At 43.5% G+C, this 25,417-nt stretch carries 21 protein-coding genes; 10 read left to right on the top strand and 11 right to left on the bottom strand.

Features of this window, described 5'->3' with window-relative positions; all coding sequences use genetic code 11:
* Positions 1 to 23: 23 nt before the first annotated feature.
* The 3 genes from UFB30_RS15540 to pruA form a co-directional block, all read right to left on the bottom strand.
* Positions 24 to 1,268 carry a Glu/Leu/Phe/Val family dehydrogenase gene (locus UFB30_RS15540; RefSeq protein WP_322422611.1) on the bottom strand — a complete coding sequence of 415 codons (1,245 nt, stop codon included), beginning with the start codon at positions 1,266 to 1,268 and terminating at the stop codon, positions 24 to 26.
* 92 nt (positions 1,269 to 1,360) lie between these two features.
* A complete protein-coding gene (locus UFB30_RS15535) occupies positions 1,361 to 2,551 on the bottom strand; it encodes an ornithine--oxo-acid transaminase (protein ID WP_322422610.1) in 1,191 nt (396 codons plus the stop codon).
* A 110-nt stretch (positions 2,552 to 2,661) separates the two neighbouring features.
* A complete protein-coding gene (pruA, locus tag UFB30_RS15530; RefSeq protein ID WP_322422622.1) occupies positions 2,662 to 4,209 on the bottom strand; it encodes an L-glutamate gamma-semialdehyde dehydrogenase in 1,548 nt (515 codons plus the stop codon).
* A gap of 179 nt (positions 4,210 to 4,388) precedes the next feature.
* Between pruA and UFB30_RS15525 the strand changes: the two genes are divergently transcribed.
* A complete protein-coding gene (locus UFB30_RS15525) occupies positions 4,389 to 5,711 on the top strand; it encodes an AAA-type ATPase lid domain-containing protein (RefSeq protein WP_322422609.1) in 1,323 nt (440 codons plus the stop codon).
* A 300-nt stretch (positions 5,712 to 6,011) separates the two neighbouring features.
* Here the strand turns inward: UFB30_RS15525 and yugI are convergent, their stop codons facing one another.
* The 3 genes from yugI to UFB30_RS15510 form a co-directional block, all read right to left on the bottom strand.
* Positions 6,012 to 6,392 (bottom strand): S1 domain-containing post-transcriptional regulator GSP13, encoded by a 381-nt coding sequence (gene yugI / locus UFB30_RS15520; protein ID WP_039810634.1) that lies wholly within the window; start codon positions 6,390 to 6,392, stop codon positions 6,012 to 6,014.
* A gap of 76 nt (positions 6,393 to 6,468) precedes the next feature.
* A complete protein-coding gene (locus UFB30_RS15515; RefSeq protein WP_322422608.1) occupies positions 6,469 to 8,409 on the bottom strand; it encodes a hypothetical protein in 1,941 nt (646 codons plus the stop codon).
* Positions 8,396 to 10,522, bottom strand: coding sequence for a hypothetical protein (locus UFB30_RS15510; RefSeq protein WP_322422607.1), 2,127 nt, complete (start codon positions 10,520 to 10,522; stop codon positions 8,396 to 8,398). The genes UFB30_RS15515 and UFB30_RS15510 overlap by 14 nt, the downstream gene beginning before the upstream one ends.
* Positions 10,523 to 10,687: 165 nt before the next feature.
* Here UFB30_RS15510 and UFB30_RS15505 point away from each other — a divergent pair, with 165 nt between their 5' ends.
* Positions 10,688 to 12,028 (top strand): sodium-dependent transporter, encoded by a 1,341-nt coding sequence (locus tag UFB30_RS15505; RefSeq protein ID WP_322422606.1) that lies wholly within the window; start codon positions 10,688 to 10,690, stop codon positions 12,026 to 12,028.
* Positions 12,029 to 12,237: 209 nt separating this feature from the next.
* Here UFB30_RS15505 and UFB30_RS15500 read toward each other — a convergent pair whose 3' ends face one another.
* The gene (locus UFB30_RS15500) at positions 12,238 to 12,501 is read right to left on the bottom strand and encodes a DUF1871 family protein (RefSeq protein ID WP_322422605.1); all 264 of its coding nucleotides are present in this window, start codon (positions 12,499 to 12,501) and stop codon (positions 12,238 to 12,240) included.
* A gap of 77 nt (positions 12,502 to 12,578) precedes the next feature.
* On the opposite strand from UFB30_RS15500, the gene UFB30_RS15495 reads away from it, so the two are divergent.
* A complete protein-coding gene (locus UFB30_RS15495; protein WP_322422604.1) occupies positions 12,579 to 13,733 on the top strand; it encodes a MalY/PatB family protein in 1,155 nt (384 codons plus the stop codon).
* A 354-nt stretch (positions 13,734 to 14,087) separates the two neighbouring features.
* Here UFB30_RS15495 and UFB30_RS15490 read toward each other — a convergent pair whose 3' ends face one another.
* Together UFB30_RS15490 and UFB30_RS15485 are read right to left on the bottom strand one after the other, a co-directional pair.
* A complete protein-coding gene (locus UFB30_RS15490; RefSeq protein WP_322422603.1) occupies positions 14,088 to 14,294 on the bottom strand; it encodes a hypothetical protein in 207 nt (68 codons plus the stop codon).
* A gap of 80 nt (positions 14,295 to 14,374) precedes the next feature.
* The gene (locus UFB30_RS15485; protein ID WP_322422602.1) at positions 14,375 to 15,079 is read right to left on the bottom strand and encodes a peptidylprolyl isomerase; all 705 of its coding nucleotides are present in this window, start codon (positions 15,077 to 15,079) and stop codon (positions 14,375 to 14,377) included.
* Positions 15,080 to 15,168: 89 nt separating this feature from the next.
* Between UFB30_RS15485 and kapB the strand changes: the two genes are divergently transcribed.
* The gene (gene kapB, locus UFB30_RS15480) at positions 15,169 to 15,549 is read left to right on the top strand and encodes a kinase-associated lipoprotein KapB (RefSeq protein ID WP_322422601.1); all 381 of its coding nucleotides are present in this window, start codon (positions 15,169 to 15,171) and stop codon (positions 15,547 to 15,549) included.
* A 35-nt stretch (positions 15,550 to 15,584) separates the two neighbouring features.
* Here the strand turns inward: kapB and kapD are convergent, their stop codons facing one another.
* The gene (gene kapD / locus UFB30_RS15475; protein WP_322422600.1) at positions 15,585 to 16,196 is read right to left on the bottom strand and encodes a 3'-5' exonuclease KapD; all 612 of its coding nucleotides are present in this window, start codon (positions 16,194 to 16,196) and stop codon (positions 15,585 to 15,587) included.
* 217 nt (positions 16,197 to 16,413) lie between these two features.
* Between kapD and UFB30_RS15470 the strand changes: the two genes are divergently transcribed.
* Positions 16,414 to 17,586 carry an MFS transporter gene (locus UFB30_RS15470; protein WP_435390898.1) on the top strand — a complete coding sequence of 391 codons (1,173 nt, stop codon included), beginning with the start codon at positions 16,414 to 16,416 and terminating at the stop codon, positions 17,584 to 17,586.
* 27 nt (positions 17,587 to 17,613) lie between these two features.
* The gene (locus UFB30_RS15465) at positions 17,614 to 19,464 is read left to right on the top strand and encodes a transglycosylase domain-containing protein (protein ID WP_322422599.1); all 1,851 of its coding nucleotides are present in this window, start codon (positions 17,614 to 17,616) and stop codon (positions 19,462 to 19,464) included.
* A 404-nt stretch (positions 19,465 to 19,868) separates the two neighbouring features.
* On the opposite strand, the gene UFB30_RS15460 is transcribed toward UFB30_RS15465, so the two are convergent.
* The gene (locus UFB30_RS15460) at positions 19,869 to 20,444 is read right to left on the bottom strand and encodes a DUF5366 family protein (protein WP_322422598.1); all 576 of its coding nucleotides are present in this window, start codon (positions 20,442 to 20,444) and stop codon (positions 19,869 to 19,871) included.
* Positions 20,445 to 20,765: 321 nt separating this feature from the next.
* Here UFB30_RS15460 and UFB30_RS15455 point away from each other — a divergent pair, with 321 nt between their 5' ends.
* From UFB30_RS15455 to UFB30_RS15440, 4 genes are read left to right on the top strand one after another with little or no spacing between them, the layout of a single operon-like run.
* Entirely contained in the window at positions 20,766 to 23,174 is a 2,409-nt protein-coding gene (locus tag UFB30_RS15455; protein ID WP_322422597.1) for a Na+/H+ antiporter subunit A, read from the top strand.
* Complete coding sequence (locus tag UFB30_RS15450; protein WP_322422596.1) at positions 23,171 to 23,599, top strand: Na(+)/H(+) antiporter subunit B; 429 nt, start codon at positions 23,171 to 23,173, stop codon at positions 23,597 to 23,599. Before UFB30_RS15455 ends, UFB30_RS15450 begins: the two co-directional genes overlap by 4 nt.
* Positions 23,599 to 23,940 (top strand): Na(+)/H(+) antiporter subunit C, encoded by a 342-nt coding sequence (locus UFB30_RS15445; protein ID WP_322422595.1) that lies wholly within the window; start codon positions 23,599 to 23,601, stop codon positions 23,938 to 23,940. The genes UFB30_RS15450 and UFB30_RS15445 overlap by 1 nt, the downstream gene beginning before the upstream one ends.
* Positions 23,933 to 25,414 carry a Na+/H+ antiporter subunit D gene (locus tag UFB30_RS15440; protein WP_322422594.1) on the top strand — a complete coding sequence of 494 codons (1,482 nt, stop codon included), beginning with the start codon at positions 23,933 to 23,935 and terminating at the stop codon, positions 25,412 to 25,414. Before UFB30_RS15445 ends, UFB30_RS15440 begins: the two co-directional genes overlap by 8 nt.
* The last annotated feature ends 3 nt before the right edge of the window (positions 25,415 to 25,417 follow it).

The raw sequence follows: 25,417 nt of genomic DNA, 5'->3' as shown, positions 1-25,417 counted from the left end.
CAACCCTCTGTAAAATATAATGATTATACCCAGCCTCTGAAACGGCTTGCTTCAGCTGATTTACGTACACCTACCATATAAGCAGCAAGACGCATGTTCACACGTCTGCTTTGTGACAGGTCATATACCTGATTGAATGAGTCAACCAGCTTCTTTTCAAGCTTTTCATTGACTTCTTCTTCAGTCCAGTAGTAGCCCTGATTGTTCTGTACCCATTCAAAATAAGATACAGTTACACCGCCGGCACTCGCCAGTACGTCAGGCACAAGCAGAACGCCGCGTTCATTCAGACGGTTTGTTGCTTCAAGTGTTGTAGGTCCATTTGCAGCTTCAACAACGATAGACGCTTTAATGTTATCTACATTTTTTGCAGTAATCTGATTGGAAACAGCAGCAGGAACAAGAATATCACATTCAATTTCAAGCAGCTCTTCATTTGTTAATGTGTTTTCAAATAGTGTTGTGACTGTACCGAAGCTGTCTCTGCGATCAAGCAGATAGTCGATATCGAGCCCGTCAGGATCATGAATCGCACCATGCGCATCAGAAATCGCGATGACTTTTGCACCGGCATCATGCATGAATTTCGCAAGGAAGCTTCCTGCATTACCAAATCCCTGAACGACGACACGTGCGCCTTTAATATCAATGCCGCGTTTTTTTGCAGCCTGGTCAATACAAATTGTTACCCCTTGTGCAGTTGCTTTTTCACGTCCCTGTGAACCACCGAGTACGATTGGCTTCCCAGTGATAAAACCAGGGTTGTTGAATTCATCAATTCGGCTATACTCATCCATCATCCACGCCATAATCTGAGAGTTTGTGTACACGTCAGGTGCAGGAATATCCTTTGTAGGTCCCACGATCTGACTGATTGCACGTACATATGCACGGCTCAATCGTTCCAGCTCTCCCATTGACATTGTTCTAGGATCACAAATGATTCCGCCTTTACCGCCGCCATATGGAAGATCAACAATTCCACATTTCAGCGTCATCCACATTGAAAGTGCCTTAACTTCTTCTTCATCCACATCCGGGTGGAAGCGTACGCCGCCTTTTGTCGGACCGACAGAATCGTTGTGCTGTGCGCGGTATCCGGTGAATACACGCGTACTGCCATCATCCATACGGACAGGCATACGCACAGTCAGAAGGCGCATTGGTTCTTTCATCAGTTCAAAAACTGCATCATCGTACCCCATTTTTGTCAGTGCTTCGTGAATAACCTCTTGTGTAGACGTAAAGAGATTCAAATTTTCTGCCATGATTATTGTTCGCCTCTTTTATTTCAATAGTATGAATCGGCATTATTGTAACACAACCAGCGTATGAAGACGACGGTTTTGTTAACAAAACTTTAAGAAAGAACGCGTGTGATTTTTTCGATTGCCCAGTCCAGTTCTTCTTTTGAAATCACAAGTGGCGGAGCGAAACGGATCACTGTTTCATGCGTTTCTTTACAAAGCAGTCCTTCCTGCTTTAATTCTTCACAATACTTTCTCGCAGGCTCTTTAAGTTCCATTCCGATAAACAGTCCGCTTCCACGGATTTCCTTAATCATCGGGTTATCAATTTTCTTTAATGCGTCCATAAAGTATTGACCCATTTCAAGTGAACGCTCTGCAAGCTTTTCTTCTTTCAGTACCTCAAGTGATGCGATCGACACAGCGCATGCCATTGGATTTCCGCCGAATGTAGATCCGTGTGAGCCCGGGTTGAATACGCCCAGTACATCTTTGTCTGCAACTACACATGAGATCGGGAACACGCCTCCGCCAAGTGCTTTTCCAAGGATGTACATATCAGGATTCACATTTTCCCATTCGCACGCAAACATTTTACCTGAGCGGCAAAGTCCGGCCTGAATTTCATCAGCAATAAACAGGACATTGTGCTTTTCACACAATTCTTTTGCAGCCTTCAGGAATCCTTTTGGTGGGAACACGATTCCCGCTTCTCCCTGGATTGGTTCAATTAAGAAAGCAGCAGTGTTTTTTGTGATCGCCTGCTCAAGTGCTTCAAGATCACCGTATGGAATCAGCTTGATACCTGGCAGCATCGGACCGAATCCACGCTGATATTCTTCTTCAGATGAAAGAGAGACCGCTGTCATTGTACGACCGTGGAAGTTGCCGTGGCATGCAATAATCTCAGCCTGATCTTTTTCAACACCCTTTACTTCATAAGCCCAGCGTCGTGCAGTTTTTACTGCCGTTTCTACTGCTTCGGCACCGGTGTTCATTGGAAGTGCCATTTCCTTACCTGACAATTCGCAGATTAATTCATACCACGGAGCCAGCTGATCATTATGAAAAGCACGTGAAGTCAGTGTAACGCGGTCAGCCTGATCTTTTAATGCCTGGATGATTTTCGGATGACGGTGTCCCTGGTTGACTGCAGAGTATGCACTCAGCATATCCATATATTTATTGCCTTCAGGGTCCTTTACCCACACGCCTTCTGCTTCTGAGATCACGATTGGCAGCGGATGATAGTTGTTTGCACCATAGCGCTCTGTTTTTTCAATAATTGATGTTGAGTTAACCATTTTTATATTCCTCCTAATAAAAAAGGGCAGGAAGAGACTGGCATTGTTTGCCCATTTTCGGTACAGACGAATCTGCACAATCTCTTACCTGCCGGCTTAGTGTTTAAAGCTTAAAGCATTTCTGAAGTTGTTTTTGCCTGCATGTGAAGTGTCAGGTAATCCGGTCCGCCAGCTTTTGAATCTGTACCGGACATATCGAATCCACCAAATGGCTGGTAGCCTACAATCGCGCCAGTACAGCCGCGGTTGAAGTACAGGTTACCCACATGGAAATCTTCACGTGCCTGTTCCTGGTGCATGCGGTTATTTGTAATTACAGCACCTGTCAGGCCGTATTCAGTGTCGTTTGCAATATCAATTGCTTCGTCAAAAGTCTTGGCTTTTGTAAATGCAACAACCGGTCCGAAAATTTCTTCCTGCATGATACGCGCTTTCGGATCAACGTCTGCGAATACAGTTGGCTTGATGAAGAATCCTTTGCTGCTGTCGCCTTCGCCACCTGCAACAAGACGTCCTTCTTCTTTACCAATATCAATATACCCCATAATCTTATCAAATGCAGCCTGATCAATTACAGGTCCCATGAAGGTATCAGGAGATTTTGTTTCACCAAGGGATAGTTCTTTCGTTAATTCTACTACGCGGTCAAGTACCTGGTCATACACATCTTCAAGTACAACTGCTCTTGAACATGCAGAACATTTCTGTCCGCTGAAGCCAAATGCTGATTTAACAATTGACTGTGCAGCTAGTTCAAGATCCGCTTCACTGTCAACAACGATTGTATCTTTTCCGCCCATCTCAACGATCACGCGCTTCAGCCATACCTGACCATCCTGCACTTTTGCAGCTCTTTCATAAATGCGTGTTCCTACATCACGAGATCCTGTGAAAGAGATAAAGCGTGTTCTCGGGTGATCTACAAGGTAGTCGCCCACTTCTTTTCCGCTGCCAGGGATGTAGTTGACTACCCCTTTAGGCATACCGGCCTCTTCAAGCACCTCTACAAATTTCGCTGCAACGACTGGCGTTGTTGAAGCAGGCTTCAGAAGAACAGTGTTCCCTGTTACCATTGCTGCAACTGCAGTCCCCGCCATGATTGCAAATGCGAAGTTCCATGGTGAGATGACAACACCCACACCAAGTGGAATGTAATGGTACTGGTTGAATTCGCCAGGACGGCTTTCAACTTTCTTACCTTCTTTCATCGCACGCATTTCGCGGCCATAGTATTCCATGAAATCTATTGCTTCTGCTGTGTCAGCATCCGCTTCATTCCAAGGCTTACCAGCTTCCTTGACAAGCAGTGCAGAGAACTCGTGCTTGCGTCGTCTGACGATCGCAGCTGCCCGGAAAAGAATATCAGCACGTACTTCAGGCTTCACTTTTCTCCACGTTTTGAACGCTTCATCTGCAGCCTGCATTGCTTTCTCAGCAAGCTCCTGGTTCGCTTTTGATACACGGCCTACAACTTCGTCCTTCTTTGCAGGGTTATATGAGACAATTTTATCTTCAGTCACAACACGCTGGCCATCAATGATCAGCGGATAATCCTGCCCTAAATATCCTTCAACGGTTTTCATACCGTCTTCGAATGCTTTTTTGTTTTCTTTTACTGAAAAATCAGTAAACGGCTCATGCTTGTAAGGAATCATAATAAACCTCCTAATATATTAAGTATTGATTGGGTCAGATGCAAAAAATATTTGCAGTCGGAAAACCCTTACATATATAATAATGCAAAAGATGATTGCATTTTTCAAGTATTTTCTCTTTTCAGACATTTAAAAAGCCAATCCATGTTGCATAATAGCATCATGAAAGGAGCGAAAAGATCTTGCACTCAATTCAGCATTCAGCTTTTATTTCATCAATGATCGATGTGATTGACCGTGGTATTCACGTTGTGGATGCAAACGGACGAACCATTTTTTATAATCAGAAAATGCGTGAAATGGAAGGTACAGGGGATATTGACCTGCTCGATAAACGTCTGCTTGATGTCTTTCAGTTTCACCCTGATGAACAGAGCACCTTACTCCAGGCACTGACGTTAAAGGAACCTATCCTGAATGTTCAGCAGTCTTATTTTAATGTAAAAGGTCATGAAATTACCGCGATTAATGATACTTATCCCATTGTGATAGATGGCGAAGTACTTGGTGCAATAGAGATTTCAAGGGAAGTAACAGCGATTGAGCATGAGATCAGCTCACATAAAAAACTGTCATCCTTCGATCACTGGGCAGGCACTTCCCCGATCATTCAGCAGATGATTGCTGAAGGCAAGCGGGCAGCAGCGAGCGATGACTTTCTGTTACTTTGCGGGGAAGCCGGGACAGGCAAGGAATTGCTTGCGCAAAGTATTCATCTTGAAAGAGGATTGCACGAAAGCAGTTTTATTGGCATGGATTTCAGAAGCTCTTCTGAAGAACGGAGTGAGCGTTTTATTGATGAACTCCAAAGTCATCAGAAAAAAACTCTTTTTATGGGGCACGCTGAGTATTTGCCTATTCACCTGCAGAAAAACCTTGCAGAAAAATTATTAAGCGAAAAACGGAAATCCCGCGACGAACGGATCGATATCATTTTAACGTTGAGTGAAGACCCGATCGATGCAATTCAGTCAGGAAAACTGTTGAAAGAACTCTATTACGTTGTCAGTGAAAGAACCGTTTTCGTACCGTCTTTACGGGAGCGGAAAGAAGATATCAGTGAACTTGTACGGTACTTTATTGAACAGTTCAATATCCGTTTTCAAACTGCGGTTTCAGGAACAGCCGATGAAGTGATTAAGCTTTTCAGAGAGTATGACTGGCCTGGGAATGTGAGAGAGCTCGAACATGTGATGGAAGCTTCTATGCTGGCACTTGGCAGTGAAGATGAGGTTTCATACTCTCACCTGCCCCACTACTTCAGACTGAAGTTTGATGATCCTGCCAGCAGTATGCCTGCGCTGGACGGGTCAGCTTTTATGGTAAAAGAGGGCAAAGCGTCACAGACACTCGACAGCTTTCTACATGAGGCGGAATCATACTACATTCAGAAGTCTCTTCAGTATCATGAATTTAATATCACGAAAACGGCTGATGCGCTTGGTATGAGCAGGCAGAATCTGCAGTACCGGATGAAGAAGCATGGGTTGAAGGTGAAGGGGTAGGTTGAAGTGGTAGAGTGAAGTGTGGCGTTGCCCAGCGAATCAAAGCAAAAGGTGATGCAATAAATGGATTGCTGATTGAATGTCCGGCATTGGTGATAGAATGATTGCCGCCTGCAACACCGGAAGCTGAATCCCATCAAAAGGTGACTGAATACCTTCCAGAGATGATCGAATAATACAAAAGGTGATAGAAATCTCGACCCGACAGCACTCAACGCGCCATGCCACCCCAGCCAGCGCCAGTACACCACATAAAAAAAAGACTCACGCGGAACCCCGCATGAGTCTTTTTAAAAAGTCTTATCGCTTCATGTCAGACTGGTCGATCCACTCCTGAAGCTTGTCCTTCAGGCTGTTGAAACCTGTAGTATCTTCAGTGTGTGATACAGACTTAGAAGGCTGTGCACGGCGCTCTTTACGCTGTGGCTTTTCAGGTGCTTCTTCAGTCGCACGGATTGAAAGGCTGTATTTACCAGCATTTTCATCAACAGAAAGAACTTTTACGTTTACTTCCTGACCTACTGAAAGGTGATCGTTAATGTCGTTAACGAAACCGTGAGTTACTTCTGAAATGTGTACTAGACCTTGTGTATTTTCATCAAGTGCAACGAACGCACCGTATGGCTGAATTCCTGTAACTTTACCTTTTAGTTCTTGACCTGCTTCGAATTTTGTAGACATGGAAATCTCTCCTATAACCAATTATTTTTTATCGTTTTCACGCAATTATTGATTATATCACAAGTCGTCTGCAAAATCAAAACCACGTTAAATGTTCAGGAGCAAATTCCGCCTTCCATACCCCGTTTATTTCCTGCATCACAATTTGACGTTCTGTGAAATTTTCACCGGATAAAGTGACGATCGCCTTCCCATTTTCATATTCCGTCTGAATGCTTGTAATTTCATTTGCCTGCATCGTAATGCCGCTCCAATTCCCCTCGTCTGCAATTTCAAATGTTTCAGGAACCGTCATCATGGCTGCGACCTCCTGATTGTAAAGCACCAGTGAATTGATATAGAGCTGCACTGCTTCTCTGGGCAGGAAAAAGCTGATGTCCTGATCTTCCCCAAAAGCATTCAGCATATTATATCTTTCCTGCAGCGTGTCATTTAACGGAAAATACGTATCCGCTTTTCTGATACGATAAGAAACCGGAACAATTGTATAGTTATCTCTCACTGATCTGACTTCATCTGAAATCATAAAATCATTTTGTTCAAAGGCTTCATAAACTTCCCCAATGTAGCGGGCAACCGTATAATTCTCCTGATTTTCAGGCGTCATCATCTGCTCCCATACTTCCCTGACTTCTGATCTTAACTGACCGGATTCATCAGTAATGTCTCTCAGAAAATATTGAAACAGCTGCGTATGATGATACAGCAGTTCACTCGATAATGTTTCAGTTCCTGCAGACCGTGCGAGCAGTCCTTCAGTCTGAAGCAGCTTATCAGCCTGTTGGGAATACGTATAAGCTGTCTCACCGGCGTCATCAATATAAGGCTGAACCTTCTGCTCCTGAATGATATCCAGATACTCTTCTGTCAGCAGGCCGCTCATGACCCGGCTTATTGCATTTTCACCGTAATTCACATCAAAAGATTGACGCTCAGGTAAAACGGTCACTTCAAAGCCGTTTTGATTCATTTTATCTATTAATGCCTGTGCATTATTTGAAAATCTGAAATCTGAAATCTGCGTATCCAGTTCATTCAGCTCATTTTCATATTCAGTCAGGGCATTTTCATATAACTCAATTATCCCGGCGGAATCATAAGTAAATCGTGACAGCAGATTGTCATTTGCTTCGAGAATTCCAAACGTCGTATTTGCCGCTACAAGCGAAGCAGCATCCTCCAGCCGGACGATCGGTGTATTCAGCCTTGCAGAAACGAGCTGTGCAGTTCTTCTGATCTCACTGAGGGTAGATGTTTTTTCCTCTGTGGTCTCAGCATATTCAACCATTTCCTGCAGACTATTCACCTGTCCCAGCACATTACTGACAAACTCGAGCTGCCACACTGCTTCCGTACTCAGACCCAGTTCTTCTGAAAGAGACTCGATTTCGTTATCGACAGTCTGATTCAGCATTTCAAGTTCCTTTTCCAGTAACCCTTCATTCTCCATTGGAGCAAAAGTTGTCTCCCCCGCCTGTTGTCCGGGATTTTGAAACAGCAGTATGCCGGATACAATGACAAAAATCCCCGCAGCAAGCCATACCCATTTATTCACGGGGGTGGAGTTTTTTAAAGGTTCACTGGCTTTATCGGGTTCCGGTTCATCAACTGTCAGCTCTTCCGGTGGCCGCTTCTTCACTTCCTCCACCATCATTTGGAGCATCTGTGTAAGCTGTGAAGTTCTGAGCTCATACCCAATCCGCTCTTCCATTCTATTTTTCAGCAGCTCTAGAGCAGGGTCAGACTGACTGAACCTTTCACTGAAAAATGGCAGCAGCAGTGCAACTCTATCTTCTGCCTGAAGTTCTTTCACTTCCTGCCAGAGCTCTTCATCTTCTTCATGCTGAAAATAATCACTGTGATCAGCAGGTTTGACCTGTTCAATTTCTTTTGTGATTGCATCAACCTGTTCTTCTTCAGAAACTGAAAAAGCTGTCTGAATCACGACAGCTCTATCTTCTTTTTTCATTCCGGCGGCAAATAAAAAATCATTGATCTCCTTCTCAGTCCGGAGCATCTTCCTCCTCCTCTGTCACATAATTCCTGAACATCCTGTCATCTGTGTACTTCACTTTGAACATGTCGTCCTCTAAGCGCATATCAATGTACATTTCATTTCCATTCATCTGCATCGTGAATGTTGCTTCCACATCTTCGCCATCCTGCATACCGCTTCTGTAAAACAGATCTCTGAAGGAGCCGAATCCATATTCATACTCACTGACGATTTCTTCAAAACGGCTATAATCAGGAAGTTCTTCTCCACCCATTAATGAATAGGCAATATCATAATCTTTCTGATTCAGTGCATGGAAATAAAACAGAATAATAAACTTAGGATGCAGCAGTTTGATTGCTTCCCGATCTCCGCCAAGGATATAAGTATCATAGACGTCCTTCAGATAATCCTGAAGCGGTACTTCAACCCGTCTCGAGAACCCGGACTCATGACCGGGACCCGCTGCTGTATAAAATGGTTCAAAGTCGATTTCCGTCCATCCCGGCGGCATATCAAATTCATATTTCTCACCTATTGTATATTGAATTGAAACTATGTCTCTTATATAGGAATTTTCGAATGTGCGATCCTGAAGAATGTCTTCCCAGGCAGCCAGCTGCTCTTCCCTTAAATCCGGATCAGTCCTTGAAACGCTGATCCCGCTCCCGCCAATGAGTATTCTTGTCAGCTCACTGTAATGAAAGCTGAGTCGTCTTGGCAGTCCAAGCTGAAAATAATCATCAGCAGCTTCATTTTCCAGCTGATAAAATGTTTCCATATGCTGTTCAAGCTCAAGAGCTGTGGCAGCATGGTCAGCGTAATCAATTTCAGTCTCATTCGATACTGACTGATACATCTCATTTTCAGATGGCGGCATACTTTTCAGGAAATCCTGATAGGCTGGATGGAGAAAGTCAGTGCGTTCTTCAAACACTTCGCCACCCATCGTCACTGTGAATTCAGCTTTTTCTGTGTCGTAATCATACGTAAATCCATTTTCCTTCATCTTCTCTCTTAATTCACGTTCCTTTTCAGGCAGATCCTCAAGATATGACGAACGGCTTTCAGGAGTGATTAATTCTTTATTTTCATTCAGCTTTTCTTCATACACATTGATCAGATTCTGACCATTGTCTATAAACATATTCACTGTAAAATCAGAACGCCCGAGTTCAGTGTTTCCATAATATTCGTCAGCCTGCTCGTAAAAAGCAGCCAGCATGTCCATTGGCGGAACCGTATACCACTCTATCTCGTCTATCAGCATTGTCAGCATCTGTTCGTTGTCGCCATGAGGATTTTCATGGTATCCCTCATTGATATCCCTCATGAATTGGAGCTGACTCTCTACATTCATGATTACGTTTAACCGGTTTACTTCTTCTTCACTCAGTCCGAGCGCTTCAGAAAGTTCTTCTTTCCTGCTCTTGATCAGCTCATCCAGTTCAGTCAGCTGTCCTTCACCAAATACCGGCTCAGCCTCTTCTCCTGACTCTTCTGCTTCCCCTGCCGCACCGGTTTCTTCAGGCACTTCAGGAATCGGATCATTCAGTAAAAAGATTGCACCTGCTGCAGCTGCAAGTATCCCGCCTGTTGCGATCGCCGGCCATTTTGACTTCTTTTTTTCTTTATTAACAGTTGGTTCCTCAGGGATTTCTTCCTGCTCGGGCAATTCTTCCGGATCCGGTTCCTGAAGATCATAAGCTTCCTGCAACAAAGATAAAAACTGGTCGATCCGGCTTTTATCAGTCTGCCAGCGGTCAGCCAGGGTGCTGAGCGCAGATTGCTCCTGCTCATGAAATTCTTTATAAGACAGAGAAGTGAGCTGTTCAATTTCACTCTCTGTAAATGAGTGATAATGGTGAAGGGATAAACTTATTTTCTGGTTAAATGGAAGTGTTTGAATGGCTTCATGGAGTTCCTGATCATCAGCGTGGGGTGAAACTTTTTCGATTTCATCATGCTCTGATGATTGCGCGAAAAGCAAAGCCTCTTTTAAAACAGCTATTCTGTCAGTCAATTGTTCAGGTTGTATTTGTGCCAGAAAGGTCCGGCGGTGTTCAGGTGATACACCGAGTTGAAGTAACAGCTGATTCGCTTCTATCAGCCATTGTTGGTTTGCCTGATCCATCTTTCTCCCCCTATTCTTCCTACTATTATACAGAAAATACCGGGACATTTGAGGTGATAGAAAGAATTTACAGAACATTTTAATTTATATTTTCAAAAAAAGGCTTTTCAGCTCTTGTATACTTGTAGTAGCATATACAAATCAATGAAAGAAGAGGTGGAACTCATGAAGTCACAGCAATGGTCGTCAAAGATCGGATTTATACTGGCAGCTGCCGGTTCAGCAATTGGTCTTGGGGCGATCTGGAAGTTTCCGTATATGGCGGGATCAAATGGCGGGAGTATTTTTCTGCTGTTTTTTATATTATTTACAGTGTTAATTGCAGGACCGATCCTGCTGGCTGAATTTGTGATCGGAAGGCGTGGGAAGTCCGATGCAATCTCCACGTACAGAAAGCTTGCTCCTTCAAGCGCATGGCCGTTTGTCGGGTATTTAGGTACAGTCGTAGCAATTATTATTCTTTCATTCTACAGCGTTGCAGGCGGATGGATTTTATCTTACCTTTACCGCAGTGTGACCGGAAGTTTGATGGGATTGTCCCAGGAAGAGTACGGCGGATTATTTGAAACCATTATTTCAAATCCGGTTGAAGTGCTCCTTGCTCAGGCAATCTTTATGATCATGACAATCGCGGTTGTTCAGACCGGAATTCAAAACGGGATCGAACGCGCCAGTAAAATTATGATGCCTGCACTGCTTGTGATGTTTATCATCCTTGCGATCAGATCACTGACACTTGACGGTGCATCAGAAGGACTTGCTTACTTATTCATTCCTGACTGGAGCTATATGACAAGTGAAACAATGCTGCTTGCACTCGGTCAGTCATTTTTCGCACTGAGTGTAGGGGTATCCGTTATGGTTACCTATGCTTCATATCTGAAGGATGATGAAAATCTCGGCAGATCAATGGGATCAGTTGCGATTTTAAATATTGTGATCTCACTTCTTGCCGGTATCGTGATTTTCCCAGCGGTGTTTGCTTTCGGCTTTGAGCCGGGTGAAGGTCCGGGGCTTGTATTTGTCGTACTGCCTGCTGTATTTAATGAACTGGCATTCGGCGGACTGTTCATGTTTGTCTTCCTTGTCCTGCTGCTGTTTGCCACGTTAACATCAGCCTTTTCAATTCTCGAAATTGTGACAGCCTCCCTTTCAAGAGGGCGTCCTGAAAAACGTAAAAAATACGCATGGATCTCAGGTATTCTGATTTTCATCGTCGGTCTTCCAAGTGCATTGTCATTTGGCGTTCTGACAGATGTGACAATTAACGGATTATTGATTTTCGACTTCGCAGATTATGTTGCGAACAATTTCGGATTACCGCTTGGAGCGTTGCTGATCAGCCTATTTGTAGGCTATAAGCTGAAAAAAGAAGACGTGTTCGGGGAACTCGAAAAAGGGGCAAACGGACATGCTTTATGGATGCACGTATGGTACTTCCTGATTAAAGTACTTGCACCACTTGCAATTATTGCAATCTTTTTACAGTCGCTTGAGATTATCTGATTGTAAAAGATGGCTTGTATAAAACAAATTTTTAATAAAATTTAAGTGCAGCGGAGCGTAAGGCGGCGACTCCGGGACGATTAGTTGGAAGCTGAGACCCCGCAGGCGCAGCCAAGGAGGCTCAGCAACAACCGAACGGAAAGCGTCCGCCTGAAGCGCAGCGGAACGATTAAGGAGGATGAGACAATGATTTGCCCATCCTCCTTTTCCTATATTTCACCTGTATTCATTTTTACTGCAAGCAGTTTATATGACACTTTAGTGCACTCCTGAAGTGGAATCCACTTTTCAAATGTCTGCTCGTAGATTGCCTGTATCTTCTTTGCCAGATCACTCGGATGATGAAGCGCGTGTACAGCGTCTATCACTTCTGCAATCTCCCCATCATACCCTTCTTCTCCTATATCAAAAGGGTCCCACTCCTGCAGGATCATAACAAGCTTTAAATTCATTTCATTCATATCTATATTCATATGCCCCACCTAATTGTTTTGAAAAATGCTCAATCTATCATACCATAGAATAGAGAGATGGAAAGGATGTGTTTCTGATGAGTATATTTGATACAGAATTAAAGCGTAAGGGAACGTATTCTGTTAAATGGGATATGATGAAAGATGTGTTTGGAACAGATGACCTGCTGCCGATGTGGGTAGCTGATATGGACTTTCTGCCGCCGGACGCAGTCATAAACGCGATGAAAAAACGGATGGAAGAACCACCGTTTGGCTATACATTTGTACCGCCTGAAACAGCAAGAATCATTTCAAGATGGCTCGAAAAACGTCACGGATGGAAAACGAGCCCAGCCTGGTATATGTACTCACCAGGCGTCGTCCCTTCAATTGCAACAGCTGTCAGAGCGCTAACTGATAAAGGGGATCAGGTACTTACGATGACACCTGCCTATCCGCCTTTTTTCAGCATGGTTGAGCAAAATGAACGCAAGCTGGTGCTGACGCAGCTGATTGAAAACAATAACCGCTATGAAATTGACTGGGATGACCTTGCCGAAAAACTGAAAGACGTAAAAATGTTTCTTCTCTGCAGTCCGCATAATCCGTCGGGGAGAATCTGGACAAAGGAAGAATTAAAAAAAATTGCTGATATGTGTAAACAGGAGAATGTATATCTCGTATCTGATGAAATCCATTCAGACCTTGTTTACCGCCACGCAAAGCACGTTCCTGCAGCCCTGGCAGCTGAGAACGACAGCCATATCATTACGTTTGTCGCACCTTCAAAAACGTTTAACCTAGCAGGCATGCAGGCTTCTGCAGTCATCGCGTCAGATGAGGAAGTTCGTAAAAAACTGCAGGAGGATCAGGGTAAACAGGGGTTCTTCACCCTCTCCACTTTTGGCATTACCGCGATGGAATCAGCGTATTCAGAAGGTGAAGAATGGCTGGAGCAGCTGATTGACTACCTCGAAGGAAACCTTGAAATTGTAAGAAAAGGCCTTGAGGATATTGACGGTCTGCACCTGATGGAACCTGACAGCACGTATTTACTATGGATCGATGCACGCGAAAAAGGATTAAGTGAAGATAAAATGAAAGAAGCACTTTACCAAAAAGCAAAGCTCGGCGTTGATACCGGTGAAAAATACGGTAAAGGCGGAGAAGGCTTTATCCGCATGAATATTGCGTCACCGCGTGCGATGGTAGAGGAAGGTATGGCTAGATTGAAGAAGGCTTTTGAGTAGGTTGTGTTTGGTGAAAAGTGTATTTTATTGCTGATGTCGAGTTTTTTTATTCGAGTGTCGTGTTTTTGCCGCTGAGTGTCGTATCAGCTCATTTGAGTGCATGATACACCTGGGTCGACGCAGGCAGCAGTGGGATTGACGTCACTATCAGCATGATCGACGTAGGTATCAGCGGCTTCGACGTAGGTATCAGCGGCTTCGACGTCGCTTTCACCAACTTTGGCACACCTTGATCGTAGACACCACAGACAACCACATTGTCAGCTTTAACCCGTCCAATTACAATAAAGTCGTTCACTTTCCAACAAAAAACGGCCGGATCTCAGTTCAAACCTGAGATCCGGCCGTTACGATTTATGAATGTGTATCCTTACGATTCATCATTTTTTCTTCCAGCTTTTTCGCTTCATCTGCCTGTCGTTTTGATACACGCACAATCCACTTATACGTGAAGTATGTCATTAACACGAATAACAGCAGCCATAATCCAGCCGGCAGGTATTCGGATTTATCCTCGGGGAAGTATAGGAATAGCTGTAAGACAAACCATTCAGCAACCATTGGCCGCCCTCCTCACATGTGTCTGATACCATCATTATAACAGCCGTTCATACAGACTTCACGTGAACAATTCGTGTACGCTACTCTTCAATCGTAATGGATTCAATCACAATTTCTTCTTCCGGCACATCGTTTACGACTTCAGCTGCAGCAATTTGATCTACTACGTCCATTCCTTCAATGACCTGTCCGAATACAGTATGGCGGTTATCAAGCCACGGTGTTCCGCCACGCTCTGCGTAAATATCGATGATTTCCTGCGGAAATTCAGCATCTTCCATCTGTCCGATCATGTCTTCAGCGACTGAGTCTGCCTGTACAATAAAAAACTGACTGCCGTTTGTATTCGGTCCTGAGTTGGCCATTGAGAGAGCACCTCTCATATTGATCAGTGACTCATTAAATTCATCTTCAAATGGCTCCCCGTATATACTTTCACCACCGGCACCGGTGCCTTCAGGATCTCCTCCCTGAATCATAAAGCCTTCAATCACACGGTGAAAAGTCAGCCCGTCATAATAGCCGTCTTCTGAGTGAGTCATAAAGTTTTCAACTGCTTTAGGCGCCTGGTCAGGAAATAGCTTAATTTTAATGGTTCCTTCAGATGTTTCCATTGTGGCAACCGGTTCATTTTCAGCAGCCTCAGGGTTTGTCTGAGGATAGCCTTCCACAACTGTATATTCCGGTTCAGTGCTTTCAGTGTCAGCAGTACTTTCTTCATCTGCTCCGCCACAGGCTGATAATATAAGTAAAAGAGATAATGGTAATAGTGCTTTTATTTTCATTTAGATCGCCTCCAATTTATACTTTAGACGAACGAAAAGAAAAAATCATCAATTTCATGTAAACTTATCTCAAAAGGAGTGGAGATTTTATGAACCTGGTTAAAGCTTTTTATAAAACTGGAGCATATGTTGGAGAGGTCGATCAAGTACATACTGAGCATCAGGTCATCAGAATTAAAAGCGTGATTAAGCATCCAGAACAGGGAGATCTGCATAACCCGAAGCAGGTGGATGTTCCTTTTTTCCATGAGCGGAAAGCGCTGGCACTGAATGAACGTGCAAACATCCCATCTTCAATGGTGAAGCCGTTTGACGGGGAGTTAACAGATTACAATGAAAGTCTGATTCAGTCTGTTCAAAAACTTGAAGAAAAGCTGAAGGCAGAAGATTCACCTTATAACCAGAAGTGTCTTGAAGCGCTGCAGGGTGTAAAGCGTGAATATGAATTAATGTATAACTTAACCTTTTAAACCCAATAAAAAAGAACCCATGCGCGGGTTCTTTTTTATTGCGCGAGGAATTCCCTCAGCGCAGAAAAATCGACGCGGTCACCAATCGTTGTGGATTCTGACCGGTTCAGATACTTTTTGTCTTTTTCAACCAGCTGGTAAATATGATAAGTTGTCATCGCATCATCAAGTGCTTTATGATGCTTGCCTGTTCCATCTTTGCCGTATTCCTGCACTGCTTTCCAGAGTCCTGTCTGGTTGCGGTCTCCAAAAAAGCGTTTGTATTCCATCGACAGATCCACAAACTCACCTGAGAATGGAAATTGAAGCTTGGCAATCTGGCAGTTTTGCTTCAGTACTTTCATATCCATGTTCCCCCACGTCACGACCTTACAGGGGCCTGCCTCGTTATACTCAGACAATTTTGCAACAAGTGATTGTAGCGGGATCCCGCTATCCACCTGCTGCTGGCTGATATTTAAAAAGTTTTTACATCTTCGCGACAGCCGCTTGAAGACACGCGGCTTTACATAGCTTGAAAACTGCTCCTGTCTGCCGCCCTGTACCGCAAGCAGACCGACCTCAATAATTTCAGGAAAGAAACCTTTTTGTCCTCTTCCCTCAGGCATAGAGAATTCGAAATCTATAAATATGGTTACTTCATTCATACTACCCCCCCTTATGCTGTGGCGTTCTCCACATAAAATGTTGGGTTTATTATAACATGCGGCGGATAAATGTTTATAAAAATGTCTGAATTTTCATACGACAATTTCCGTACAGCTTTGTTGCATGATGTTTTCTAAGGTGTATAATTACTACGTCACACGAAATATCCAATTAAATAAGAAGGTGTTTGCAATTACTGTTGAAAAAAAGAATCTGATGATTATGTGGGTCGCTAACTTTTTAGTTGCTGCGAGTGCCACAATGGTTTTACCTTTTCTATCTCTTTATATTGAAACAATGGGCAACTTTTCTCCTGAATATGTTCAGAAATGGTCCGGACTTGTATTTGGCGTCACGTTTCTGACTGCATTTTTCGTCTCACCGATCTGGGGCAGATTTGGTGACCGCTTTGGCTATAAACTGATTTTAATGATTACCGGATACGGGATTGCCTTCAGTATTTTTCTGATGGGCTTTATTGATTCAGTGTTTGGCTTATTCATTTTAAGGCTGTTTATGGGTGTGGTAACCGGATTTATTCCAACCTCCCTTGCTTTAATTTCCTCTCAGACACCCAAACAGATCGCGGGAAGAACACTCGGAACGCTGCAAATGGGTACTGTCACAGGCGGCTTATTCGGTCCGATTTTAGGCGGGCTCATGGCGGATGCCTTTGGATTCAGCTATACATTTATTATTACAGCAATCGTCATTTCAATTGCTGCAACAGTTGTCATGTTCGGAATTACAGAAAAGAAGAAATCGGCCGATAAAAAGAATGAGAAAACTTATACGAGAAAAGAAGTCTTCAAACACATTGTCAGCCAGCGCATGCTGCTCACTGTGATGGTCTTGTCGTTTCTTGTACAAATGGCGAATTTCAGTATTCAACCGCTCCTCGCACTGTATGTAGACGGTCTGACAAGTGCTGCTAACATTGCCTTTTTATCAGGACTCGCCTTTTCTGCTACCGGGTTCGGCAATTTAATTGCCACGCGCGGCTGGGGCAGGCTTGGTGATGCGATCGGGTATACCAAAGTGCTGACCATTCTGCTTGTATTATCTGCAGCTTTCATTATCCCGCAGGCGCTGGTCACTGAGCTTTGGCAGCTGATTATTTTAAGGTTTTTATTCGGTATGGCAATCGGCGGCATTATCCCGAGTGTGACCGCATTTATCAGACATGCAGCCCCTGTTTCCATGCAGGGTGAAGTACTCGGGTACAATCAGAGCTTCAGATTTCTCGGTAATGTTGCAGGACCGGCATTCGGCGGACTGTTGTCAGGCTATATCGGAATTTCTTCCGTATTCTATGTGACAGGATTTTTATTTCTGAGCGCATTTGGACTGTTATGGTGGAGCCGGCGTCAGGTTTTGCTTGAAAATTAATGATTGATAGAAATGGAGATTTGCTTCATGCGAATGACACTGGGTTTTACAGGTGTATTGCTGATGATCCCGCTTTGCATTTTTCTATGGGTTCAAATGGATAAGGAAATAAGTACGCAGGCGGCTTTTCAAGAGGCTGTATCTGAAAAAGTGAATGTGGAAAATATTCATACTGATGAGACAAGCTTTTTACTCGATAAAGATGGAAACCGTTTTGCACAGGGCAGCTCCGGTGTCAGGCTGTATGCATCTGATGAGGAAATTCCCCAATTTTTAAAGGATGTAACGGTATACTCTGAGGATCAGAATTTTTACGATCACATCGGATTTGACGCGGGTGCGATTATCCGTGCTGTGGTGAAAAACCTTGTGTTTACTCACATTCAGCAGGGCGGGAGTACGATTACCCAGCAGCTCGCAAGAAACCTTTATTTAACGCAGGAAAAAACCTATAACCGGAAAATGACAGAGCTTTTTTATGCGAATGAACTGGAGAAAAAGCTCTCTAAAGATGAAATCCTGTCAGCTTATCTGAATATTATTTATTACAGTAATGGCGTCTACGGGATTAAAGGTGCTTCAGTCTACTATTTTGATAAAGAGCTGAATGAGCTGACAAAAGCTGAAATGGCTTTTCTTGCAGCGATTCCAAATAACCCTTCAAAGTATGATCCAATCAACAATTTTGACCAGGCCAAGGAACGTCAGGAAAGACTGCTCGATATTCTTGTGCTTGAGGACATGATGGATCCTGAAGAAGCTGAAGCGTTGAAGGCTGAACCAATTACGATGCAGCAATATGAAAATACTGACCTTTATCCTGATTACGCAGTCTATGTGGAGTATGAATTGAAGCAGCTGATTGCTGAAAAGGAAGGGTTTAAAGACAGATTAAACCGCGCAGAGAAAGCTTCTGTAAAAGAGCAGATCAGTCAGGAACTTGATCAGCGGACAAATGAAGTACTTGGCTCAGGTATTATGATTCATACAGCACTGGACCCTGACCTCCAGCAAAAGACGGTTGCAGCAGTCAATCAGAATCTGCCATATGAAGGTGTTCAGGGAGCAGCAGTTCTGATTGATAATGTTTCCCGGGAAATTGTCGGGCTGTCAGGCGGCACAGATTATCAGAAGTACAATTTTAACCGTGCTTATCAGGCTGTGCGCCAGCCAGGATCGGCAATTAAACCTTTGCTTGTGTATGCACCATATATTGATACATTTCAGCCGTTTTTAAGCCAGACAGTAAATGCGGACAGTTTCTGCATCGACAACTACTGTCCTGAAAATTATGGCGGCGTTGAATATGGTGATGTTTCGATATCAAGAGCCTTTCTCTTGTCTCTGAATACACCTGCTGCACGTTTAATGAATGAAACCGGGATTGAACTTTCCTTTAACTATTTAAATGCGTTTGATTTTGACTTTCTCGAGCCGGGTGACCAAACACTGGCAGCTGCTTCAGGCGGCTTTACTTATGGGATGTCACCGCTTGAGCTGACAGACGCTTATACAAGTTTTATAGACGGGAGTTACACGCCCGCTCATGCGATCCGCATGGTAACGGATACATCAGGAAACGTGCTTTATGAATGGGAAGACAAACAAATTCCTGTCTGGTCTCCACAAACGACGACAAAAATGAGAGCGCTGCTGAACACTGCAGCCATTTCAGGAACCGGCAGCCCTGCTTATCTGAACAAGCCGTATATCGGTATTAAAACAGGTACAACAAATGAATGGGCTGACTACTGGACAGTCGGCTTAACAGACCGTTATACAGGCGGCGTATGGGTCGGACATGATCTCCCTGAGAATATGCGGAGCATCGAAACAGACCGCCCCGCTCATTTGATCTGGAAAGATATGATGCGGTAATAAACACCCCTTACGTCGGATCATGATGCTGATGTAAGAGGTGTTTTTGTTTTGGATAAAAATCTGATGTATGGCGGAGTGCAGCGAGTGTGGACTGGATGTAGCGGGCGTGGGTGTAATGTAGCGAGCGGTCGGATGAAGGAAAAGCAAGTTAAAATGATGGAATTGATTATGAGCCTGAAGGAATCTCAATGAGTACTGAAGGGAATAAGTGGTTTCGGGGCTTCACTGAAGGAAAAAAATCGATATTGAAGGAATGAAATCGACCATTGATGGTATTTATTTTTGATCTGAAGGAAATGTTTCTGAATTGATGGAATTACCCTCTTCACCATCATCCGCTCTCATCTGCAGCTTCACAGAAAAACACCTCTGACTATATCATCAAAGGTGTCATAATAGATTCATGAAGGAACCTGCTCCAAAATCGGCAGACTCGCTAGCAGTCCGTTGTACAGTCTGATCACTACATACAAAACAGCGGAAACTAAAGCAGACCAGACCGTAATTTCAAACAGAATCACCCCAACCGTTCCACCGGCCGAAAGTGTCGTGCTCACTTTCACTACAAAGTACACAAAATAAATAAATGATGTAACGACAAAAATAATCAGCAGTCCTTTGATAGAAGAAAGACTCACAATCGTGACAAGTGAGCCGAAGAAATAAATCAGCGAGCCCGACCTGACGCGGGTCAGCGCCTCCCCCTCTTTATCCCTTGAGAAGAAAAGCAAAGAGACTTCATTAATTGTTTCAGCAATCAGCTTTAAAGCGGCAAAAATCATAAAGAAGATAATCATTAATACGATTAAAATAAAGATCTTTAATTCAAGATCAGATAAAAACTCCCGCATACCTGCGTAAATGCCGATGCCTCTGAATAACTCAGTCAGCACCCCTACTCCATACACTGAAAAAGATAAGCTGAACATTAAAATTGAAAATAAAGGAAGATATCCTGTTAAATATGTATTTTTCATCTATGACGCTCCTGTAATTCATCTATTCACATAATAATCTTTTCTGCCGGTTTTTTAAAGGAAATTCCAAAAGATTCTAGCTTTCACCGTCATTTTTCGACACGAAGATGTAAAAATTTTATGTCCTCTGATCTATTTCTTCCTATATATAAGCACAGTAGAAAGCCTATTATACAAGTGATTCCATTATGCATATACACGTCTTTTACGTTATACTTACTTTTATACGAGATATAAAAGATCACATCACTAAGGACTTCCGTGTAAGGCGAGAGTCCTTATTTAAATGTGTGACAGAGAATTTTTAAGGAGGGATCTTCATTGTCGCTGCTTCACTTAGCCATCTTACTGCCATTTATTGCGGCGGTATTTGTCCCTTTCCTGTTTAAGGGATTCCGTTCTATTCATACGGGATGGTTCGTCTTGCTCGTTCCGCTGGCACTGTTTATTTATTTTATCCAGTACATGCCGGTAACAAGCAGCGGACAAACAGTTTCACAAACATTTGAATGGATTCCGTCACTGGGCATTAATTTCACTGCTTATGTTGATGGACTCGGGCTATTATTTGCCCTTCTGATTACAGGTATTGGATCACTTGTTGTGCTTTATTCGATCTATTACCTGGCAAAAGAAAAGGAAGCACTTCATAACTTTTATGTTTACTTACTCATGTTTATGGGTGCGATGCTTGGGGTCGTTCTTTCAGACAACCTGATTGTGCTCTATATGTTCTGGGAGTTTACATCCATTTCATCATTCCTTTTAATTGGTTACTGGTACGATAAAGAACGCTCACGCTACGGTGCACAGAAATCAATGCTGATCACCGTGTTTGGCGGTCTGTCTATGCTCGGTGGTATCGTACTGCTTTATATGATGGGCGGCACGTTCAGTATTCGTGAACTGATCGGCATGTCAGGAGAATTAATGACAGAGCCGTTATTCCTGTTTGCGATGATTTTGATCTTACTCGGTGCATTCACTAAATCTGCACAGTTTCCTTTCCACGTCTGGCTTCCGGATGCGATGGAAGCACCGACACCGGTATCTGCTTACCTTCACTCAGCAACAATGGTTAAAGCGGGGATCTACCTGGTTGCCCGTATGAGTCCTGTATTTGCTGAATCCGGCGTATGGTTATGGCTGGTTGCAGGCTTTGGTATCTTCACATTGTTCTGGGGATCCTTTAATGCAGTAAAACAGACTGACCTGAAGGGAATACTCGCCTTTTCAACAGTCAGTCAGCTCGGTCTGATCATGTCATTACTTGGACTTGGTGCAGCTGCACTGCATTTTGACACACTTGATGAAAATATGTATATGACAGCAACAATTGCAGCTGTGTTCCACCTGATTAATCACGCAACCTTTAAAGGAAGCCTGTTTATGATGGCGGGTATTGTGGATCATGAAACAGGGACCCGCGATATCAGAAAGCTTGGCGGACTTGTGAATCTGATGCCGATTACATTTACGATTGCAATTATCGGATCGTTCTCGATGGCAGGTCTTCCTCCGTTTAACGGATTCCTGAGTAAGGAGATGTTCCTGACAGGAATGATTTCTGTATTTGAACTCGATCTGTTTAACCTGAATACTTGGGGTATTTTATTCCCTGTACTTGCATGGATTGCAAGTGTATTCACATTCATTTACAGTATCAAGCTTGTATTCAAAACATTCCTTGGGAAGCCTCAGTTTGACAAGCTTCCTAAAAAGCCGCATGAAGCACCAATTGGTATGTTAATCTCACCTCTTGTGCTTGTAGCCCTGGTAATTATTTTCGGATTCTTCCCGAATCTGCTTGCAAACAGTATGATCAAGCCGGCAGTTGAATCGATTCTGCCAAGTCTGACTGATGCAGGCCAGGAAGTGTATGTAAATATTTACTTCTGGCACGGATTCCAGCCTGAGCTATTTATGACACTCGGCATTATTCTGACAGGTACGCTGATGTATGCCACGCTCGCTAAATGGCAGGGTATTTACAACCGGATCCCTGAAAGATTTACAATTAACGGCGTGTATGACCGTGGAATCGACAGAAGTGAATCAGGCAGCTTTAAGCTGAATGAATTTGTCATGACCGGTTATATGAGGTCATATCTGATCTATATTTTCGCCTTCTTTGTAGCGATTCTGTTATCTACTCTCGGTATCCGTGATGCATTTGCAGTGGATACATCAAATCTTGCAGAGATCAGAATCTATGAAGTTGCACTTGCACTCGTACTCGTTGCCGGTGCAATTACGATCCTTTTTGCAAAATCAAGACTGACATCGATTGTTTTACTTGGCGTTGTCGGTTATTCAGTTGCCCTGTTCTTCGTATTCTTCAGAGCACCTGACCTGGCATTAACACAGCTTGTTATTGAGACAGTATCTGTTGCATTGTTCCTGCTGTGCTTCTATCACCTGCCTGAGATCAGCAGAAAAGAAGAACGGATGAAGTTTAAGTTTGGCAATGCAGTAATTTCGGTTCTGGTTGGTGTAACTGTGACGCTGATTGCTATTGCTTCATTCAGTAACCACCAGGCATTTGAATCGATTTCACAGTATCACATTGATAATGTATACGACCTCGCTGCAGGCGGTAATATGGTTAACGTTATTCTAGTTGATTTCCGTGGCTTTGATACATTATTTGAAATTTGTGTACTTGGAATTGCAGCACTTGGGATTTATGCAATGGTTAACTTCCGTGGAGCAAGGGGGCAAAAGAGATGAAGAAAAAACCGAATGATCTGATCCTCCAGACAGTTACAACGGTCATTTCATTTATTATCATTTTGTTCTCCATCAACTTATTCTTTGCCGGTCACTATACTCCCGGCGGAGGATTTATAGGCGGGTTAATGACTGCCGCAGCTTTAGTGTTGCTGTTACTCGCTTATGATATTAAGACCCTGAATACAATCCTGCCTTTTGATTATCGGCTGATGACAGCTGCAGGACTATTAATTGCTGTATTAACAGGGGCTGGTGCATTGTTATTTAATGAGCCGTTTCTCACGCACGCGTACGATTACTTTGACTTACCTTTGTTAGGTGAGACATCGCTTCACACTGCGGTATTGTTTGATATTGGTGTGTATCTGGTCGTAATCGGCATAACAATGACCATTATTCAAACGATTGGGGAGAGTGAATAATGGAAATATTAATGTCAATTGTCGTCGGTGTACTATTTATGTCTGCCGTGTATTTGATTCTGTCAAAAAGTTTATTGCGCGTGATTATCGGTACTGGGCTTCTCAGTCACGGTGCACATCTGCTGGTTCTGACGATGAGCGGATTGAAAACAGGTGATGCACCTGTACTGATGGATGGTGTCAGCTCGTATACTGATCCCCTTCCACAGGCACTTGTTTTAACAGCGATCGTAATCAGCTTCGGGGTTACGGCATTTTTCCTGGTACTCGCCTATCGTGCTTATCAGGAGCTTGGAACAGATAATATGGAAGAAATGAAAGGGAATGACTCAAATGATTAACTTACCGTTATTACCAATTCTCATTCCGCTTTTATCTGCTGTACTATTAATGTTCTTCCCGAAGCGAATTAAAGCTCAGCGGGTGATTTCACTGATTGCAATCGCCGGGACAATCATTGCAGCGATCGTGCTGGCAGCAGAAGTAAAAGCAAATGGAATTCAGACTGTTAACCTGGGAAGCTGGCCTGCACCATATGGGATTCCACTGGTGTCAGATATGCTTTCAGTCCTATTGGTTTTGACATCAAGTATCCTGACATTCTTTGTTGTCTGGTACGCGATGATTTATATGGACGAATCCTATGAACGATTCTTTTTCTACATTGGCGTCATGTTCCTGCTTACAGGAATTAACGGCGCCTTCACAACAGGTGATATTTTTAACCTGTTTGTATTCTTTGAAGTATTTCTGATCGCATCTTACCTGCTGATCGTATTAGGCGGTAAAGGGGCACAACTGCGGGAATCAATTAAATATCTGCTGATTAATGTCATTTCATCTGCATTATTCGTTACAGCAGTTGCTTATCTGTATTCAGTCGTTGGAACCCTTAATATGGCGGATGTTTCCCAGCGGATTGATGAGCTGGGGAGCCCGGGGATCATTACAGTGATTGCGATCTTTTTCTTAATCGTATTTGGTTTAAAAGGTGCAATCTTCCCGCTGTACTTCTGGTTACCTGGATCATACAGTGCTCCGCCGATTCCGATTCTGGCACTGTTTGGTGCATTGCTGACAAAGGTCGGCGTGTATTCGATCATGAGAACTTACACATTATTTTTCTATCATGATCAGGGATATACACACGAGATTCTTGCAGTCCTTGCACTTCTCAGTATCGTGGTAGGTGTCGTTGGCGCGATTGCATACAGAGATGTAAAAACGATTATTATTTACAATATTGTCATTGCAGTCGGCGTGATCCTTTACGGAGTTGCAGCAATGACGCCTGCAGCACTTGAAGGAGCGGTATTCTATCTTCTTCATGACATGGTAATTAAAGCAGCATTATTCCTGCTTGTCGGCATCATGATGGCCATTACCGGTGCAAGTCACCTCAATCAGATGGGCGGCATGATCAGGGATTATCCACGGATCGGCTGGACTTATTTCGTTGCAGCACTGGCACTTGCAGGTATTCCTCCACTCAGTGGATTTGTAGGAAAACTGCTTATCGTTCAGGGCGGCTTTGAAACAGGTGATATGATCGGTCCATTATTGATTCTGATTTCAAGCTTACTTGTGCTTTATTCAGCAATGAAAATCTTTATGAATGGCTTCTGGGGAACGCCAAAAGAGTATCACGGAGCAAAAGCTCACCTTGCAAACCGCCTCTGGATACCGGCTGCAGGATTAGTACTGATTGCCATTGTATATGGTGTCGGTTCTGAAGCAGTGTATCCATTCATCCAAATGGCGGTAGAACCACTCATCGATCCTGCAATCTATATTGAAGCAGTGTTAAAGGAGTAATGT

It is taken from the genome of Jeotgalibacillus haloalkalitolerans (assembly GCF_034427455.1).
Taxonomy (GTDB): Bacteria; Bacillota; Bacilli; order Bacillales; family Jeotgalibacillaceae; genus Jeotgalibacillus; species Jeotgalibacillus haloalkalitolerans.
This window is presented reverse-complemented; position numbering and strand designations above follow the sequence as displayed.